Origin of the sequence: Nocardioides zeae (assembly GCF_010686755.1) — a bacterium.
GTDB classification, from domain to species: domain Bacteria; phylum Actinomycetota; class Actinomycetes; order Propionibacteriales; family Nocardioidaceae; genus Nocardioides; species Nocardioides zeae.
Window position 1 is genome coordinate 345,601 of record NZ_JAAGXA010000002.1, and the last position, 15,791, is coordinate 361,391.

At 74.1% G+C, this 15,791-nt stretch carries 18 protein-coding genes; 8 read left to right on the forward strand and 10 right to left on the reverse strand.

Annotated elements, in window-relative coordinates; translation table 11 throughout:
- Positions 1 to 14: 14 nt before the first annotated feature.
- From G3T38_RS04955 to G3T38_RS04975, 5 genes are read right to left on the reverse strand one after another with little or no spacing between them, the layout of a single operon-like run.
- Entirely contained in the window at positions 15 to 815 is an 801-nt protein-coding gene (locus G3T38_RS04955; RefSeq protein WP_163770953.1) for an enoyl-CoA hydratase/isomerase family protein, read from the reverse strand.
- Positions 812 to 1,621, reverse strand: a complete 810-nt coding sequence (locus G3T38_RS04960; RefSeq protein WP_163770954.1) for an enoyl-CoA hydratase/isomerase family protein — start codon at positions 1,619 to 1,621, stop codon at positions 812 to 814. Before G3T38_RS04960 ends, G3T38_RS04955 begins: the two co-directional genes overlap by 4 nt.
- A complete protein-coding gene (locus G3T38_RS04965; protein WP_206675782.1) occupies positions 1,618 to 2,499 on the reverse strand; it encodes an enoyl-CoA hydratase-related protein in 882 nt (293 codons plus the stop codon). Before G3T38_RS04965 ends, G3T38_RS04960 begins: the two co-directional genes overlap by 4 nt.
- Positions 2,496 to 3,245 carry a 3-oxoacyl-ACP reductase FabG gene (gene fabG / locus G3T38_RS04970; RefSeq protein ID WP_163770955.1) on the reverse strand — a complete coding sequence of 250 codons (750 nt, stop codon included), beginning with the start codon at positions 3,243 to 3,245 and terminating at the stop codon, positions 2,496 to 2,498. The genes G3T38_RS04965 and fabG overlap by 4 nt, the downstream gene beginning before the upstream one ends.
- Positions 3,242 to 3,694: a MaoC/PaaZ C-terminal domain-containing protein gene (locus G3T38_RS04975; RefSeq protein WP_163770956.1), complete on the reverse strand. Its 453-nt coding sequence runs from the start codon at positions 3,692 to 3,694 to the stop codon at positions 3,242 to 3,244. Before G3T38_RS04975 ends, fabG begins: the two co-directional genes overlap by 4 nt.
- A gap of 97 nt (positions 3,695 to 3,791) precedes the next feature.
- On the opposite strand from G3T38_RS04975, the gene G3T38_RS04980 reads away from it, so the two are divergent.
- The 4 genes from G3T38_RS04980 (at position 3,792) to G3T38_RS04995 (ending at position 7,607) form a co-directional block, all read left to right on the forward strand.
- Positions 3,792 to 4,427, forward strand: coding sequence for a TetR-type transcription factor C-terminal domain-containing protein (locus tag G3T38_RS04980; protein ID WP_163770957.1), 636 nt, complete (start codon positions 3,792 to 3,794; stop codon positions 4,425 to 4,427).
- Positions 4,428 to 4,476: 49 nt separating this feature from the next.
- Entirely contained in the window at positions 4,477 to 5,628 is a 1,152-nt protein-coding gene (locus G3T38_RS04985) for an acetyl-CoA C-acetyltransferase (protein ID WP_163770958.1), read from the forward strand.
- A 4-nt stretch (positions 5,629 to 5,632) separates the two neighbouring features.
- On the forward strand, positions 5,633 to 6,784 hold the full coding sequence (locus tag G3T38_RS04990) for an acyl-CoA dehydrogenase family protein (RefSeq protein ID WP_163770959.1): 1,152 nt from the start codon (positions 5,633 to 5,635) through the stop codon (positions 6,782 to 6,784).
- A 136-nt stretch (positions 6,785 to 6,920) separates the two neighbouring features.
- Positions 6,921 to 7,607, forward strand: coding sequence for a TetR/AcrR family transcriptional regulator (locus tag G3T38_RS04995; RefSeq protein WP_163770960.1), 687 nt, complete (start codon positions 6,921 to 6,923; stop codon positions 7,605 to 7,607).
- A gap of 46 nt (positions 7,608 to 7,653) precedes the next feature.
- Here G3T38_RS04995 and G3T38_RS05000 read toward each other — a convergent pair whose 3' ends face one another.
- The 3 genes from G3T38_RS05000 to G3T38_RS05010 form a co-directional block, all read right to left on the reverse strand.
- Positions 7,654 to 8,517, reverse strand: a complete 864-nt coding sequence (locus tag G3T38_RS05000; protein ID WP_163770961.1) for an SDR family NAD(P)-dependent oxidoreductase — start codon at positions 8,515 to 8,517, stop codon at positions 7,654 to 7,656.
- Between the two features lie 61 nt (positions 8,518 to 8,578).
- Positions 8,579 to 9,622, reverse strand: a complete 1,044-nt coding sequence (locus G3T38_RS05005) for a MaoC family dehydratase (RefSeq protein WP_163770962.1) — start codon at positions 9,620 to 9,622, stop codon at positions 8,579 to 8,581.
- On the reverse strand, positions 9,619 to 10,545 hold the full coding sequence (locus tag G3T38_RS05010) for an HpcH/HpaI aldolase/citrate lyase family protein (RefSeq protein WP_163770963.1): 927 nt from the start codon (positions 10,543 to 10,545) through the stop codon (positions 9,619 to 9,621). The genes G3T38_RS05005 and G3T38_RS05010 overlap by 4 nt, the downstream gene beginning before the upstream one ends.
- 54 nt (positions 10,546 to 10,599) lie before the next feature.
- Here G3T38_RS05010 and G3T38_RS05015 point away from each other — a divergent pair, with 54 nt between their 5' ends.
- Positions 10,600 to 11,754 (forward strand): acyl-CoA dehydrogenase family protein, encoded by a 1,155-nt coding sequence (locus G3T38_RS05015; RefSeq protein ID WP_163770964.1) that lies wholly within the window; start codon positions 10,600 to 10,602, stop codon positions 11,752 to 11,754.
- 19 nt (positions 11,755 to 11,773) lie between these two features.
- On the opposite strand, the gene G3T38_RS05020 is transcribed toward G3T38_RS05015, so the two are convergent.
- Positions 11,774 to 12,208 (reverse strand): CoA transferase, encoded by a 435-nt coding sequence (locus G3T38_RS05020; RefSeq protein WP_241728469.1) that lies wholly within the window; start codon positions 12,206 to 12,208, stop codon positions 11,774 to 11,776.
- Positions 12,209 to 12,275: 67 nt separating this feature from the next.
- On the opposite strand from G3T38_RS05020, the gene G3T38_RS05025 reads away from it, so the two are divergent.
- On the forward strand, positions 12,276 to 13,232 hold the full coding sequence (locus G3T38_RS05025; protein WP_163770966.1) for an MBL fold metallo-hydrolase: 957 nt from the start codon (positions 12,276 to 12,278) through the stop codon (positions 13,230 to 13,232).
- A complete protein-coding gene (locus G3T38_RS05030) occupies positions 13,229 to 14,782 on the forward strand; it encodes a carboxyl transferase domain-containing protein (protein WP_163770967.1) in 1,554 nt (517 codons plus the stop codon). The genes G3T38_RS05025 and G3T38_RS05030 overlap by 4 nt, the downstream gene beginning before the upstream one ends.
- Here G3T38_RS05030 and G3T38_RS05035 read toward each other — a convergent pair.
- The gene (locus G3T38_RS05035; protein WP_163770968.1) at positions 14,761 to 15,531 is read right to left on the reverse strand and encodes a hotdog domain-containing protein; all 771 of its coding nucleotides are present in this window, start codon (positions 15,529 to 15,531) and stop codon (positions 14,761 to 14,763) included. The genes G3T38_RS05030 and G3T38_RS05035 overlap by 22 nt on opposite strands.
- Before the next feature lie 117 nt (positions 15,532 to 15,648).
- On the opposite strand from G3T38_RS05035, the gene G3T38_RS22500 reads away from it, so the two are divergent.
- On the forward strand, positions 15,649 to 15,791 hold a 143-nt coding region (locus tag G3T38_RS22500; RefSeq protein ID WP_338037475.1), incomplete at its 3' end, for an ATP-binding cassette domain-containing protein.

Sequence of the window (15,791 nt, forward strand, 5' to 3'; positions counted from 1 at the left end):
CGGGGGGGCCACCGTCAGCGTCGGGCGGCGCCGAAGCGAGGGCGACGCTTCTCGCGGAAGGCGGCGACGCCCTCGGCGAAGTCGTCGGTGTCCCACAGGCGCGCCTGGTGCTCGACCTCGAGGTCGAGCACCCTGGCCGGGTCGCGGGGGCGGGCGAACATGGCCTTGATGACACCGAGGGCCTCCGGGGGACCCTGCGCGAGGCGGTCGGCGTCGGCGATCGCGGACGCCACGGCCTCACCGGGGTCGACGACCCGGTCGACGAGCCCCGCCGCGTGGGCCTCGGCGCCGTCGAGCGGCGTCGGCAGCAGCAGCATCTGGCGGGCGCGGGCGACACCGACGCGTGCCGGCAACGAGGCGAAGATCCCCATGTCGCCGGCGAGCCCGACGCTCGTGAACGTCGTCGCGAACCGCGCGTCCCGCGCTGCGACGACGCGGTCGCACGCGGCGGCGAGGGCGGTTCCCGCGCCGTACGCCGGCCCCTCGACCGCGGCGAGCACCGGCTTGGGCGTGGACCAGATCGCCCGCACCACCCGTTGCGCAGCCTGGGCCCTCGGCACCGTGGCGTCGCGGGAGGCGCGCTGCATCGTCGAGATGTCGCCGCCCGAGCAGAACACGCCGTCGGCGCCGGCGATGACGACGACGCGCACCGACGCGGTCGCGTCGGCGAGCTCGAGCTGCTCCGCCAGGGCCACCCGGAGCGGCAGGTCGATGGCGTTCCGGGTGGCCGGGCGGTGGAGCAGCAGCAGTCGCACGTCGCCGCTCTCGCCCACGTCGGAGACGAGGACCGGCGCGGCGGAGGTCGTCGCGCTCATGCGCCCGTGAACCTCGGGGCGCGGCGCTCGATGACGGCGGCCAGCCCCTCCCGGGCGTCCGCCGTGCCCGACAGCTCGGACACGACCCGTGCCTCTTCGGACAGTCGTTCCTCGACACCGGAGCCGAGACCGCCCCAGACCAGCCGCTTCGTGGCCGACAGTGCCAGGGGCGGCTGGGCGGCGAGCTCCCGCGCCAGGGCGCGGGTCGCGTCGTGGAGCTCACGAGCCGGTACGACGCGGTTGACGATGCCCAGGCCGCGGGCGTCCTCCGCGGAGAGCGTCGGGTTCGTCAGCAGGATCTCGAGTGCCTTGCGGACGCCCACGATGCGGCCGAGCGTCACCGTCGTGCCGGCATCGGGGGCCATGCCGACCCGGACGGCACCCGAGAAGAAGCGGGCGTCGTCGGCGGCCACGACCAGGTCGGCCGCGCAGACCAGGCCGAAGCCCGCCCCGCCGGCGGCGAAGCCCTGCACGGCGGCGACGACCGGCGCCTTCAGCTGGATGAGCGCCGACGTCGCGATCTGCAGCCACGCCGTCGCGCTCCGCAGGTACTCCGGCAGCGCGACACCCTTGGCGGCGAAGGTCTTGACGTCCCCGCCCGCACAGAAGTTGCGGCCGGCGCCGGCGAGCACGACCACGCGCACGCCGGGCTCGGCGTGGCAGCGCAACGCGGCGGCGTGCAGCGCCTGGAGCAGCTCGACGTCGACGCTGTTGGACGCCTCGGGCCGGTTGAGCCAGATCGTGGCGATCCCGTCCTCGACCTCGAGGAGCACCGGCCCCTCCCCCACCAGCGTGCGCGTGCTCATCGGGCCTCCTCGGTCCGGCTGTCGGTGCCGCTGCGGGTGTCGGTGCGGATGTCGGTGCGGATGTCGGTGCGGATGTCGGTGCGGGCGTCGGTGCGGGCGTCGGTGAACGCCTCCACGCCCGCCCCGCCGGCGTCCCCGGCGATGTGCTCGAGGACCACCGCGAGCTCGAGCTCGAGGGCGTCGTCGAGCCCGAGGGCGGCCCCCTCGTGCACGAGCGCCTTGATCTTGCGGACCGCGTCGGGGCGCCGGGCCGCCAGCCGTGCCAGCACGTCCTCCACCCCGGCCTCGAACTCCTCCGGCGCGAACGACCGGAACGCGAGGCCCCACGCGACGGCCGTGGGACCGTCGATGCGGGCGCCCGTGAGCAGGTGGCCCAGGGCCCGCCGGCGCCCGACGAGGCGCGGGAGCCGCTGGGAGCCACCACCGCCCGGCACCTGTCCGAAGTTGACGTGGTTGTCGCACAGGCGTGCGTCGTCGCGGACGAGCGCGATGTCGGCTGCCTGCAGCAGCTCGAAGCCCCCCGCCATGGCGACGCCCTCGACGACGGCCACGACCGGCACGGGGAGGCCGGCGATGACCCGACAGGCCGCGCCGAAGTTGCGGAAGAGCGGTTCGAGCGCGGCGGTGCCGCCGGGCCGGAGGCGCTGGACCTCGCCGAAGTCGCCGCCGGCCGAGAAGTTCCCACCCGCTCCCCGCACCACGACGACCCGCACGTCGGACCGGTTGCCGACCTCCAGCAGTGCCTCGTGGAGCTGACGTCCGAGCTCGACCGTCACGGCGTTCATCGCGTCCGGCCGGTTGAGGGTGACCCGGCCGATCCCGTCGGCCACCGTGACGAGGACCTGCGGCTCGTCCGCCGCCTGCTCGACGCCGGTCACATCCCTCGCCCCCCGGCCACCTCGAGCACGGTGCCCGTCATGTAGCTCGCCAGGTCGGAGGCCAGGAACAGCACGGCCCCGGCCACCTCCTCGGGTTCACCGGCCCGGCGCATGGGGATGGTCGCCTCCGTCGCCGCGAACGCCTCGGCCGCCATGGCGGCCGTCATCGGCGTGCGGATCAGCCCGGGCTGGACGGCGTTGACCCGCACCCCGCGGTGCGCCAGCTCCTTCGCCGCCGCCTTGGTGAGCCCGACGACGCCGGCCTTCGCCGCGCTGTAGTTCGTCTGGCCGGGGTTGCCGATCTTCCCCGACATCGAGGAGATGTTGACGATGCTGCCGCCCCCGCTCTCCCGCATGCGCGCGCTGGCGGCCCGCACCCCCAGCCAGGCACCCTTGAGGTGCACGGCCACCACGGCGTCGAAGTCGGCGACCGCCATCTTCCGCAGCGATGCATCGCGCGTGATCCCGGCGTTGTTGACCCAGATGTCGAGCCCGCCGAGCTCCTGCTGTGCCGTCGCCGCCAGGGCGTCCACCGACGCCTCGTCGGTCACGTCGCAGGCGACGCCCCGGACAGGACGGTCGACCTCGCCGGCGAGCGTGGCGGCAGCAGCCGCGGCCCGGTCGCCGTCGAGGTCGGCCAGCGCCACGGCTGCGCCGTGACGCGCCAGCAGGGTCGCGATCTCGAGGCCGATGCCCTGCGCGGCGCCCGTGACCACCGCGTGCCGGCCGGCGAGGAGGGGGGTCACGCGACGTACCGCACGATGGACTGCACGACCGCCGCCGGCTTGGCGGCGCCCTCGAGCTCGATGGTCGTCTCGAAGAGGGCCTGGACGGCGCCCTCGAGGCGCTCGACGCGGGCCACCCGGCTGGTGGCACGGATCCGGCTACCGGCCGGGACCGGCGTGAGGAACCGGACCTTGTCGAGGCCGTAGTTGACGGCCATGGTCACGTCGTCGACGCGGTAGAGGCCGTTGATGAGCGTCGGGAGCAGCGCGAGCGTGAGCAGGCCGTGGGCGATGGTGCCGCCGAACGGACCGGTGGCGGCGCGCGCGGGGTCGACGTGGATCCACTGGTGGTCGCCCGTCGCGTCCGCGAAGGTGTCGATGCGCGCCTGGTCGACGACGACCCAGTCGGACGTCCCCAGGTCGTCGCCCTCGGCGCCGGCGAACTCGCCGAGCCCTCGATAGATCTTCACCGTCTGCTCCCTCTCGCGGTTGGTGCGTAATTTTTGAATCTAAGTTAGAGTCATTTGTGATCCAGGTCAACCGATCCGCCGACGAGGAGGCGAGCCCGTGCCGCGCACCGACCGCCGTCGTCCCCGGACCGCTCCCGCCGACGGCCCCGGAACCCGCGACCGCTTGCTCGACACCACCGCACACGTGCTGAGCACCCGCGGCTTCGCCTGCACGAGCCTCACCGAGGTGGCACGCATCGCCGGTCTCCGGCCACCGGCCGTCTACCACTACTTCGCGTCGAAGGACGACCTCGTCGCGGCGGCTCTCAGCGCCGGCCAGCAGCTGGTGCGGCAGCGGGTCGCCGCGGCCGCGGCGGCCGCCGGGCCCGACGTCCGCCGCGCCGTCGACGCCATGGTCGAGGCCCACCTGCGCGTCGAGCTCGACTCGTCGGCGTACGCGACCGCCGTGACCCGCAACGCCCGCCACGTGCCCCCGGCCATCGCCGTCCAGCTCGGGGCGGACAGTGCAGCCTTCCACGACGTGTGGCGCGAGGTGCTGCAGCGGGCGGCCAGCGAGGGCCACCTCCGCCTGGGGCTCGACGCGCGCGTCGCCCGGATGCTCGTCGTCGGCGCGCTCAACTGGGCCGCCGAGTGGTACACCCCGCGCATCTCCGTCGACAGCGTCGTCGCCACCGCGCAGCAGCTCGTGCGCGCAGGGCTCTTCCAGCCACCGCACCCCAGCGGCCACCCGTGACCTACCCCCACCGCCATCACCATCCCCAACCCGAGCTCGAGGAGAAGACATGACCGAGGCCTACATCGTCGATGCCGTCAGGACGCCCGTGGGGCGTCGTGGCGGCGGCCTGAAGGACGTCCACCCGGCCGACATGGCCGCCCACGTGCTGCGCACGCTGTCCGAGCGGAGCGGTGTGGACGCTGCTCTCGTCGACGACGTCGTCCTGGGCTGCCTCGACAACATCGGCTCCCAGGCGGGCGACATCGCCCGCACCGCCGCGCTGGCGGCCGGTCTGCCCGAGTCGGTGCCCGGCGTGACCATCGACCGCCAGTGCGGCTCCGCGCAGCAGGCCGTCCACTTCGCCGCCATGGGTGTCATGAGCGGCACGCAGGACCTCGTGCTGGCCGGCGGCGTGCAGAAGATGAGCCAGTTCCCCATCCTGTCGGCCTTCGGCGCCGGCGAGCCCTACGGGTCGACGGACCCGTGGACCGGCTCCGGGGGTTGGGAGGCCCGCTACGGCACGCAGGAGATCTCCCAGTTCCGCGGCGCCGAGATGATGGCCGCCCACTGGAAGCTGACCCGCGAGGACTGCGAGGCCTGGGCGTACCAGAGCCACCAGCGGGCGATCGCCGCGATCGATGCGGGGCACTTCGAGCGCGAGATCGCGCCGTACGCCGGCGTGGCCGTCGACGAGGGCCCGCGCCGGGACACCAGCCTCGAGAAGATGGCGACGCTGCAGACCCTCGTGCCCGACGGGGTGCTCACCGCCGCGGTGGCCAGCCAGATCTCGGACGGCGCCGCCGCCCTGCTCGTCGCCTCCGAGCGCGCCGTGGCCGAGCACGGCCTCACCCCGCGCGCCCGCATCCACCACATGTCGGTGCGCGGCGACGACCCCGTGATGATGCTGTCGGCGCCGATCGCCGCGACCCAGCACGCGCTGCGCAAGGCCGGGCTCACCATCGACGACATCGACGTCGTCGAGATCAACGAGGCCTTCGCCCCGGTCGTGCTCGCGTGGAACCAGGAGCTCAACGCCGACCCCGCGCGCGTGAACCCCAACGGCGGCGCCATCGCCCTCGGGCACCCCATCGGCTGCACGGGGGCGCGCCTGATGACCTCGCTGCTGCACGAGCTCGAGCGCACCGGAGGGCGCTACGGCCTGCAGACCATGTGCGAGGGCGGCGGCCAGGCCAACGTCACGATCATCGAGCGGATCTGAGCCGATGGAACGCCACCTCTATGACGCCGACCACGAGGCCTACCGCAGCACCGTGCGGGAGTTCCTCGCCCGCGAGGTCGTGCCGCACAAGGACCGGTGGGACGACGAGGGCTGGATCCCCCGGGAGGTCTACGCGAAGGCCGCCCAGGCCGGTCTCTACGGCATCCAGATCCCCGAGGAGCACGGCGGGGCGGGTGTGACGGACTACCGCTACCGCATGGTCGTCTGCGAGGAGGTCGCCCGCGTCAACGCCCTCTCGTTCGGGCTCACCGTCGCCCTCCAGGACGACCTGTTCCTCGCCTACGCCCTGGCGCGCACCGACGACGAGCAGAAGAAGCGGTGGCTCCCGGGCGTCGCGTCCGGCGAGTTCATCGGCGCGTTGGCCATGACGGAACCCGGCACGGGCAGCGACCTGCAGGGCATCCGCACGAGCGCGGTGCGCGACGGCGACCACTACGTCGTGAACGGGCAGAAGACGTTCATCTCCAGCGGCATCATGGCCGACCTGGTGGTGCTGGCGGTGCGCACCGACCCCGACGCCGGGTCGCGGGGCTTCAGCCTGCTCATGGTCGAGGCCGGCACCCCGGGATTCGAGCGCGGTCGCAAGCTGGACAAGATCGGCCTCCCGTCGCAGGACACCGCCGAGCTGTTCTTCAGCGACGCGCGCGTGCCGGTCGCCAACCTCCTGGGAGAGGAGGGCAAGGGACTGCAGTACCTGATGAGCCACCTGCCCCGCGAGCGGCTCGGGGTCGCCGCCAAGGCCATCGCGACCTCCCGGGCCATCCTCGACCTGACGATCGACTACTGCCAGGACCGGACGGCCTTCGACCGACGCCTCGTCGACTTCCAGGCGACCCGCTTCGAGCTCGCCGAGCTCGAGACGGAGGTCGACATCGCGACGGCCTACGTCGACCAGTCGGTGCTGGCCTACAACGCGGGCGAGCTGACTCCCGTCGAGGCGGCGAAGGGCAAGTGGTACGTCAGCGAGCTGCAGAAGCGGGTCGTCGACCGGTGCCTGCAGCTGCACGGCGGCTACGGGTTCATGCGGGAGTACGCCGTCGGCAAGGCCTACGTCGACACCCGCATCCAGACGATCTACGGCGGCACGACGGAGATCATGAAGGAGATCATCGGCCGCGACATCGCGAGCCGCTGAGCCCGCGGCGTCCGGCGCGGACGTCGTTGACGCCTCTCACCCGGGTCCCTAGCCTGTGACGGCCGTCACGAGCGCTGGGCCCGGGTCGAGGGCCCGCGGCGCCGACCGACAGCCACGATCCCCTCGAGGAGGCCCCGTGACCCGCACCGCCCCCCGACCCCGGCTCCAGGTCGCCGGGAACCACGCGGCCACGCCGCTCCCGCCAGGACGGCCCATCTCGCCCTCGACCCGCCGCTCCCTCCTGATGGCCGGTGTCGAGGACCTCCTGGAGACGACGGTCGTGGAGCGGCTCAGCCCCGGCCAGGTCGCCCGGCACGTCGGTCTCGCGGAGGCGGACTTCACCCGCGCCTTCTCCTCGGTCGAGGAGGTCGTCGGCCTCCTGCTGACCGCTCGCTACGAGCAGCAGGTCGCCGGCGCCGACGAGGTGCTCAGTCGCAACGGCGACCCTCGCGGCGCCATGTCGGCGGCGCTCGCGACGGCGTTCCACATGTGGCGCGAGCACCGCGCCCTGTTCCTCGCCGTGCTCGACAACCGCTGCACACCGACGATCGCCGCCGCGTGGGAGCACTGGCTGAACGGGTGCTCGGCCTACCTCGCCGACTACATCCGGTCGGTGCGTGGGGCCGGCGAAGCCCTCGACGGGCCCGCGCTGCCGACGGCGGACGACCTGGCCGAGTCACTGGTGGACCTCGGCGCCTCCGCCCTCGAGCACCACCTCCGCCGGGGCGGGGACGAGGAGGACGCCGTGCGGGTGCACACGACGATGACCCACATCTGGGCGGCGAGCATCTTCGGCACGGAGGCGTCGGCCGACGACGCCTGAGGCGGCGGCCGGGAGGGGCAGCCGGTGACCGCCCCTCCCCCCGCGCTCACCCCACCGGGTTGCTGGCCTCCACGACCTCGCCGAGGCCGGCGATCTCCGCCCACCGGTCGGCCACCTCGTCGACCGAGGGAGGAGCGGCGAACGTGACGCCCTCGTTCTGGAAGAGCGCGACCCGGTAGGTAGCGCCACCACCGACCACGAAGGTCGCCCCGGTCTCCTGGCACTCCTCGGAGAGCAGGTGGACGACCACGGGCGCGACGTAGGCGGGCGACAGTCGCTCGAGGAGCTCCGGGGGCGCCACGTCCTCGGTCATCCGGGTGCGCGCCATCGGGGCGATCGAGTTGACCCGGATGCCCTTGCGCGCACCCTCGATCCCGAGCGTCGCGGCGAGGCCGATCATCCCGGCCTTGGCGGCGCCGTAGTTGGCCTGCCCGAAGTTGCCGAAGAGGCCGCTCGTCGATGCCGCCATCACGACGCGACCGAAGCCGGCCTCGACGAAGTGCGGCCACGCCGCACGGGTGAGGTTGAAAGCGCCACCCAGGTGCACCTGCTGCACCGCGGTCCACTCGTCCACGCCCATCTTGGCGAACGACGCGTCCCGCAGGATCCCGGCGTTGTTGACGACGCCGTGCACCGCGCCGAAGGCCTCGACCGCGGTCGCCACGATCGCCGCCGCACCCTCCGGGGTCGCCACCGAGTCGTAGCTCGCGACGGCCTCGCCGCCCGCTGCCACGACCTCCGCCACGACCTCGTCGGCCATGGCGGACCCCGAGCCCGAGCCGTCGCGGGCCCCGCCCAGGTCGTTCACCACCACGCGTGCGCCGGCGCCGGCCAGGGCCAGCGCGTAGGAACGCCCCAGCCCACCTCCCGCTCCGCTGACGACCACGACCCGTCCGTCCACTCCTGGCATGCCACTTCCTTCGCTACTGGGGATCGCGCGGTCGGCGCAGGGCCCGGGGCTCGCCCCCGGGTCACCCGCGGTCGAGCCGCAGCTCGCCGCCGCTGGTCGGCGGCGAGACGTGGAGGGCGCTGAAGCGCCAGTCGAGGACCGGCCGCGGCTCCGGCTCGGCGTGGGCACGCACCCGGACCCGGAGGTCGAGCACCGCGCCTCCCGTGCGCGAGGGGCGGATCCGCTCGACCAGGACCTCGCTGTCGAGGACGTCCTCCTCGTGGACCGGCCCTACGTGGTCGCAACCCGCCCACCCGAGCACCGTCACGAGGCCGGGGAGGGCGCGTGCCGCTTGAGCCGACGCCAGGGCGATGGTGTGTCCGCCGTAGACGAGTCGCCGCCCGCCCGCGGCCCGCTCGTCGTGGTGCACGCGGGCGACGTTGAGGGTGAGCCGGGCGAGCTCGGGGGCCCCGGTCACGACGTCCCCACCGAGGGGTACGACGACGTCCCCGGCCCGCACCACGGCACCGTCGCCCCGCGGGGGACGCGTGCGGGCCCAGGCTCCCAGGTCCCACCCGGCGACCGACGCCTCCAGGTCGTCCTCCCCGAGGGGCTCCGCCCCGACCGCGTCGAGGTCGTCGGCGCGGCCCGTGGCCGCTGTGCCTCGCAGCGGGAGCATCGCGCAGCGGTAGAAGTCGAGGACAGCGCGGCCCTCCTGGTCGCGGGTCGTCATCCGCAGCGCGGCGAGCCCCGTGGGCGGACGGCCCGCGCGCCGGGTGTTCTCGCGCAGGGCGACGACGCGCGTCACCGTGCGCAGCGTGTCGCCGATGGCCGGCTGGCGCAGCAGCGCGAGCCGCCGGTAGAAGAGGTTGGCCCGCACGTGGTGCGTGGCGACCGTGGACTGGCCGATCGCCACGTTCCACACGAGCGCCGGGTGTGCCACCGGTGCGCCGGCCACCCGGGTGGCGAGGTCGTCGTCGAGCGGGAGCACCAACCGGTCGCCCACCAGCGCCTGGTGGGTCGCCGCGCGTCCCGCGGTCAGCGTGCAACCGGGAGCCGACGTGAACTCCTGGCCCACCTCGAGCTCGTCGAACCAGGGCCCCTCGACGACGTGGCGCGCCGTCATCGGACGTCCTCGCCGGCCCGCCGGAGCACGCGCCGCGCATCGACCGCCATCGCTGCGTCGAGGAGCCGGCCGTCGAGCTGCACGGCTCCGCTCCCCTCGTCGGCTGCGGCCGCGAGGGTGTCGAGCACCCGCCGGGCGTGCTGCACGGCTGCGGCGGACGGCGCGAGGGCCGTCCGTGCCGTCCCCACCTGACGGGGGTGGATCACCCACTTCGCGTCGAACCCGCGGGCCGCCGCGCCCCGCGCCGCCTCGCCGAACGCGGCGTCGTCCGCCACCGAGAGCCACGGGCCGTCGACGGCGTCGAGGCCCGCGGCCCGCGCGGCCCACAGCACCCGCTCCGCCGCCACCGTCCACCCGCCCGCGGACCAGCCCTCGCCGCGACCGAGCGAGCCGGCCAGGTCGGCGTAGCCGATGACGACGGCGACCACGCGCCGTACGTCCGCCACGATCTCGTCCACGCGGTGGAGGCCGGCGGCGGTCTCGACCAGCGCCTGGACACCGAGCGGAGGGGCTCCGCCACCGCGCTCGGCCTCGAGCGCGTCGAGCACCCGCTCCACCGCCGCGAGGTCCGCGCGGGACTCGGTCTTGGGCAGCACGACCGTGAGCGGTGCGGCGCCGGGCCGGGTGCGGTGACAGCGGTCCGCCAGGGCCACCGCAGCCTCGAGGTCACGCACGAACCAGGGTGTGTCGATGCCGTTGACCCGGACGGCGATCCGCACCGCCGGCCCGCCTGCCAGGTCGATGTCCCCCAGCGCGGCCCGCGCGGCCACCTTGTCGTCGACGGCCACGGCGTCCTCGAGGTCGACCACGACCTCGTCCGCACCGGCCGCGAGGGCCTTCTCCACGACGCGCGGCCGGACGGCCGGCACGCAGAGCGCCACCCGGCGGGGCGGGGTGAGGACCGGGGACGAGACAGGGACCATGAATCTAATCTACGTTAAACTAGAACGGTCGATCAACGGGTTGAGGAGGAAACGGTGACGAAGCTGTCGGACGAGGAGCGCGAGGTCGTGGCCATGGTCCGCGACTGGGTCGAGAAGGAGGTGCGCCCGGTCGCCCGCGACCTGGAGCACGCGAACGAGTACCCCGAGAGGCTCATCGACCAGATGAAGGAGCTCGGCATCTTCGGGCTCGCCATCCCCGAGCCGTGGGGCGAGGCCCCCGTGTCCGCCGCCTGCTACGTCGGGGTCACCACGGAGCTGGCGCGGGGCTGGATGAGCCTCGCCGGCGCGATGGGCGGTCACACCGTCGTCTCGAAGCTGCTCGTCGCCTTCGGCACGGACGAGCAGAAGGAGCGGTACCTCCCCCGCATGGCGACCGGCGAGATCCGGGCGACGATGGCGCTCACCGAGCCGGGAGGCGGGTCCGACCTCCAGGCGATGACCACGGTCGCCCGGCGGGACGGCGACGAGTACGTCGTCAACGGCGCCAAGACCTGGATCAGCAACGCCCGCCGCTCGCAGCTCATCGCCCTGCTCTGCAAGACCGACCCCCGGGCGGAGCCCCGCCACCGGGGCATCTCGATCCTCCTCGTCGAGCACGGCCCCGGGCTGGAGGTCTCGCGCGACCTCCCCAAGCTCGGCTACAAGGGCGTGGAGAGCTGTGAGATCTCGTTCGCGGACCACCGCGCCCCCGTGACCGCGGTGCTGGGCGGCGTCGAGGGCAGGGGCTTCGCGCAGATGATGAAGGGGCTCGAGACGGGACGGATCCAGGTCGCCTCCCGAGCGCTCGGGGTCGCCCAGGCGGCCTTCGACGACGCCCTCGCCTACGCACAGCAGCGGGAGTCCTTCGGCCAGCCCATCTGGAAGCACCAGTCGATCGGCAACTACCTCGCCGACATGGCCACGAAGCTGACCGCGGCCCGGCAGCTCGTGCTGCACGCCGCCGAGAAGCTCGATGCCGGCGAGCGCTGCGACATGGAGGCCGGCATGGCCAAGCTCTACGCCTCCGAGGTCGCGATGGAGATCGCCCTCAACGCGGTGCGCATCCACGGCGGCTACGGCTACTCGACGGAGTACGACGTGGAGCGATACTTCCGCGACGCTCCCCTCATGATCGTCGGCGAGGGCACCAACGAGATCCAGAAGAACGTCATCGCCTCCCAGCTCGTCGCCCGCCGGGGCCTCGACTGAGGCGGCGGCGGCAGCGGGCTCACGCCGTGAAGGCCGCACCCGAGGCGACGAGGGCAGTCCCGTCGACCCCGACCTCGGCGAGCACGGCGAGGGTGTCCGCACCCTCCTCGGGCGGGCGCCCGCCGGGCTCGGTGCGCACCCCGTCGAACCGGGGTGCCGGTGCCGGCTGCAGGAACCCGTCGTCGTCCAGCAGGCTGCCGCGGGCCCGTACGTGGGGGTGCTCGCCCGCCTCGAGGAGGCCCAGCACGGGCGAGACGCAGGCATCGGTGTCGGCGAACACCTCCGTCCACTCGTCGCGGGTGCGGGTGCGGAACACCGCGGCGATCCGCGCCCGGGTCGCGGGCCAGGTGGCGCGGCCCTCCGCGAAGGGCGTCGGCCCCATGCCGCCGACCTCGAGCACGCGCACCCCGGCGAGCGGTCGGATCCCGGTCTGCCCTGACCCCTGCTGGAACATTCGTCCTCCTGTGTTTAATCTTGAGTAGATTATGACGGGAGACACCATGCTCGCACCATCGCGGCGCTTGTCCGACCACCTCGCCCGGATCGAGCTGCCACTGCCGCTCGACGGCCTGCCGAGCGTCAACTGCTACGCCGTGCTCGGCGAGGACGACGTCACGCTCGTCGATCCCGGGTGGAGCTCCGCGGACACGCTGGCGGCACTGACCGGCGGGCTCGCCCACCTCGGACGGACCCTCGACGACGTCCGCCAGGTGGTGGTCACCCACCACCACTGGGACCACTACACGCAGGCGGTGTCCCTGCGGCGCAGTCACGGCATCCCCGTGCACCTCGGCCGCGGGGAGGCGCCGAGCATCCGGGCCTGGGAGGACCTGCCCGGGGCGTTCCCGCTGCAGGTCGGGATGCTCCGCGACGCCGGAGCCGACACCCTCGCCGCCGAGGTCGCGGCGATCCGGGAGGACGTGCACGAGCGGGCGATGGACTTCACCATGCCGTCCGCATGGCTCGACGACGGCCAGGTGGTGGACTGCGGCGGGACCTCCCTCCGGGTGATCGCCACACCGGGACACACCCGGGGCCACGTCGTCTTCGAGGACAGCGCGACGGGGGCGCTGCTCACCGGCGACCACGTGCTCCCCCGCACCACCCCGTCGATCGCCTACGAGCGGGCGCCGGACCCGCGGTCGCTCACGACCTACCTGGCCTCGCTCCGCCTGGTCGCCGGCCTGGGCGACCGCGAGCTGCTGCCGGCGCACGGCGAGGCGACGACGTCGGCCGGGCAGCGTGCGCTCGAGCTGCTGGAGCACCACCGCGCACGCCTCTCCGAGATCGCCGCCCTGCGGGACGCGGGTCACGCGACCCCGGCAGCGATCGCGGCACGCATGCGGTGGACCCGCCGCGAGCGCCGTCTCGAGGAGCTCGAGACCGTCCACCGCATGACGGCAGTGCTGGAGGTGGCCGCCCACCTCGACCACCTGGACCGCCTCGAGCCGGGTCACAGCCCGGAGGGCACGACGTGACCGCTCCCGCACCGCGCGCCGCCCACGAGCTCGCCGCGGCGGCCGTCGCCGACGACGCACGCCCCGAGGCGGTCGCGCGGCAGCACGCGCGCGGCAAACGGACGGCCCGGGAGCGCCTCGACGCGCTCGTCGACCAGGGCTCGTTCCGGGAGGTCGGTCGGCTCGCCCGGCCCGACCCCGGGCGGGCCGGCCCCCCGGAGATCCCCGGGGACGGCATCGTGGCCGGCACTGCGACCATCACCGGCCGGCCCGTCGTGGTGCTCGCCTCCGACTACACCGCGGCCGGCGGGAGCAACGGCCTGGTCGGCAACGAGAAGCAGCGCCGGGCCTGGGAGATCGCCGCGATGCGCGGCATCCCTGTCGTGATGCTGCTCGACGGCGGTGGCCACCGCATCCAGGAGGGGCTCGACGCCGCGACGTTCGCCGGCGGCTTCGACATCCAGGAGACACAGGCGCGGTTGTCGGGATGGGTGCCGATGGTGGCGGCGATCCTGGGGCCGGGCTACGGCCAGCCGACGCTCGCGGCATCCCTCTGCGACTACGTGGTCGCCGTGCGGGGGATCGCCTCGATCGGGATGGCGCCGCCCGCCCTCGTGCGGGCGGCGACGGGTGAGGACGTCGACGACCTCGGCATCGACACCCCCGACGCCCAGGCCTCCTACGGCACGATCGACCTTGCCGTCGACGACGAGGACGAGGCGATCGACGCCCTCCGCTACTACCTCGACGCGCTGCCCTCGAACGCGGAGGCGAGCCTGCCGGTGGAGCCGCCCCGGCCGCCGGACCCGGAGGCCGCCCACGGGCTCGACGCCGTCGTGCCGGCCGACCTGCGGCAGTCCTACGACATGTGGGACGTGCTGCTGGGGATCGTCGACGAGGGTTCGGAGGTCGAGCTCAAGTCGGCGTTCGCGCCGAGCATGCTCACGACGCTCGCGAAGGTCGGTGGGCGACCGGTCGGGTTCATCGCGAACCAGCCCGCCGTGGCGGCCGGCGCGCTCGACGCCGACGGCGCCCACAAGGCCGCCCACCTCGCGTCGCTCTGCGACGCGTTCGGGATCCCCGTCGTGGTGGTCATCGACCTCCCGGGTCTCGCCGTCGGCTCCGCCGCGGAACGGGGCGGGCTCGCGCGGGCGGCCGGACGGCTCGTGAACCAGCTGGGCGACCTCACCGTCCCGACGGTGACGGTCGTGGCACGCAAGGGGTACGGCGGCGGGTACGTCGTCATGTCGGGCGGGCGCACCTTCCACCCGGACCTCGTCGTGGCGTGGCCGTGGGCCGAGACGGCGGTCATGGGAGTGGAGACGGCGGTCGAGATGGTCTACCGGAGGGAGGTCGCCGCCAGCGACGACCCCGCCGCGGCACGGTCTCGCCTCGTCGCCGAGCTGCAGGACCGACTGGGCGCCGTGCGGGCCGGGGAGGGCTTCGGGGTCGACGTGGTGCAGTGGCCGAGCGAGACCCGCGCCTGGCTGGTGGAGACGCTGGCCGACCTCCCGCGGCGCCGGCACCTGCGCACCACGACGCCCCGGCGTCACCCCGTGGCGCCGGCCTGACCCCGCACGTCCACGAGCACGCAGCGGCGGCCGACGGGGTCCCGCACCTCGACCCGTGCCGCGACGTCGCCCCCGAGTCCGCGGTGCACCCCCGCGACGACCCCCACGGCGGGACCGAGGGTCACCGGTCGCAGGAAGCGGGCGTGCACGGCGGTGACGTCGTCGACCACCACGGCCGCGGTCTCCAGCGCGAGGTGCACGGAGACGGCACCGTGCATGATCCCGAACGGGTTGGTCGTGCGCTCGGAGAGGCCGAGCTGCACCCTCCCGTCGCCGGCACGGGAGACGGCCACGACGTCGGCCGGCGACAGGTGGGACCACCGCGGACGAGAGTGGCGGCGCACGGCGCCCACCGGGGTCTCGGGGAAGGGCCCGCGGTCGAGGGACGCCGGTGCGAGCGCGAACCCGCCTGTGGCGCTCGCCACGACCCCGGGGCCGCCGTCGGTGACGAGCGCGGCCACCACCGCCGTACGGCGCCCCGCACCCTCCAGGGTCGCCTCGACCCGGATCTCCCCCGGCACGGGAGGACGCAGCACCTGGACCGCCAGGTCGGAGGTGACGACCCAGCGCGACCCGAGGCCCCACCCTGCGCACGAGCCGAGCGCCAGGTCCAGCCCCAGTGGCAGGGCCAGCGGGAGCAAGCGGCCGTCGGGCGCCCACCACTGCTCGTCCACCAGCGCGCGGGCGACGACCCGGTCGCTGTGCCGCTCGACCTCCCAGGCGAAGAGCCCCGCCACCTCGTCCCGCATCGAGCACACCCTTCTTTCTAATCCGGAGTTGAAATTCTATGCTGTGGTCGGCGTCACGTCGTCGCTGGCCTCGCGCGGACCTACCGCACCGGCCGGTGGCCGGAGAGGAGCACGCGCATGGGTGTCGAGATCGAGGTCGACGGGCTGACCAAGTCGTTCGGCAAGCAGGTGATCTGGCGGGACGTGTCGCTCACGGTGCCGGCCGGGGAGATCTGCGTGATGCTGGGCCCCTCGGGCACGGGCAAGTCGGTGTTCCTGAA